Source organism: Halomonas sp. ALS9 (genome assembly GCF_001651035.1).
Taxonomy (GTDB): Bacteria; Pseudomonadota; Gammaproteobacteria; order Pseudomonadales; family Halomonadaceae; genus Vreelandella.
This window is the reverse complement of the sequence record NZ_LXRG01000121.1, coordinates 1-211: the sequence shown is the minus strand read 5'-3', so window position 1 is coordinate 211 and position 211 is coordinate 1. Positions and strand designations below refer to the sequence as shown.

Here is a 211-nt window from a genome sequence, read left to right as displayed (position 1 = left end):
TTGGTTTTGAAGGCAATTGAGGCAATCACGCCAATAATATCGTTTACCTGGCTCGCACTGGCCGCAATCTCACGCATAAGTTGCACCGTGCGCTCTACCTCTTCGCCACCTGACTCCGCTGACCGTGACGCCGCAACCGAAAGCTGATCCGCCTCTTGGGCCGTTTCAGCGTTTTTAGCTACCGTCGTCGACATCTCCTCCATGCTGGAAG

General features: G+C 55.0%; 1 protein-coding gene. It reads right to left on the bottom strand.

Going from position 1 to position 211, the window contains the following annotated elements; all coding sequences use genetic code 11:
• The coding region (locus A6R74_RS10425) for a methyl-accepting chemotaxis protein (protein ID WP_240488205.1) at positions 1–194 on the bottom strand (194 nt) is incomplete at its 3' end.
• Positions 195–211: the final 17 nt, after the last annotated feature.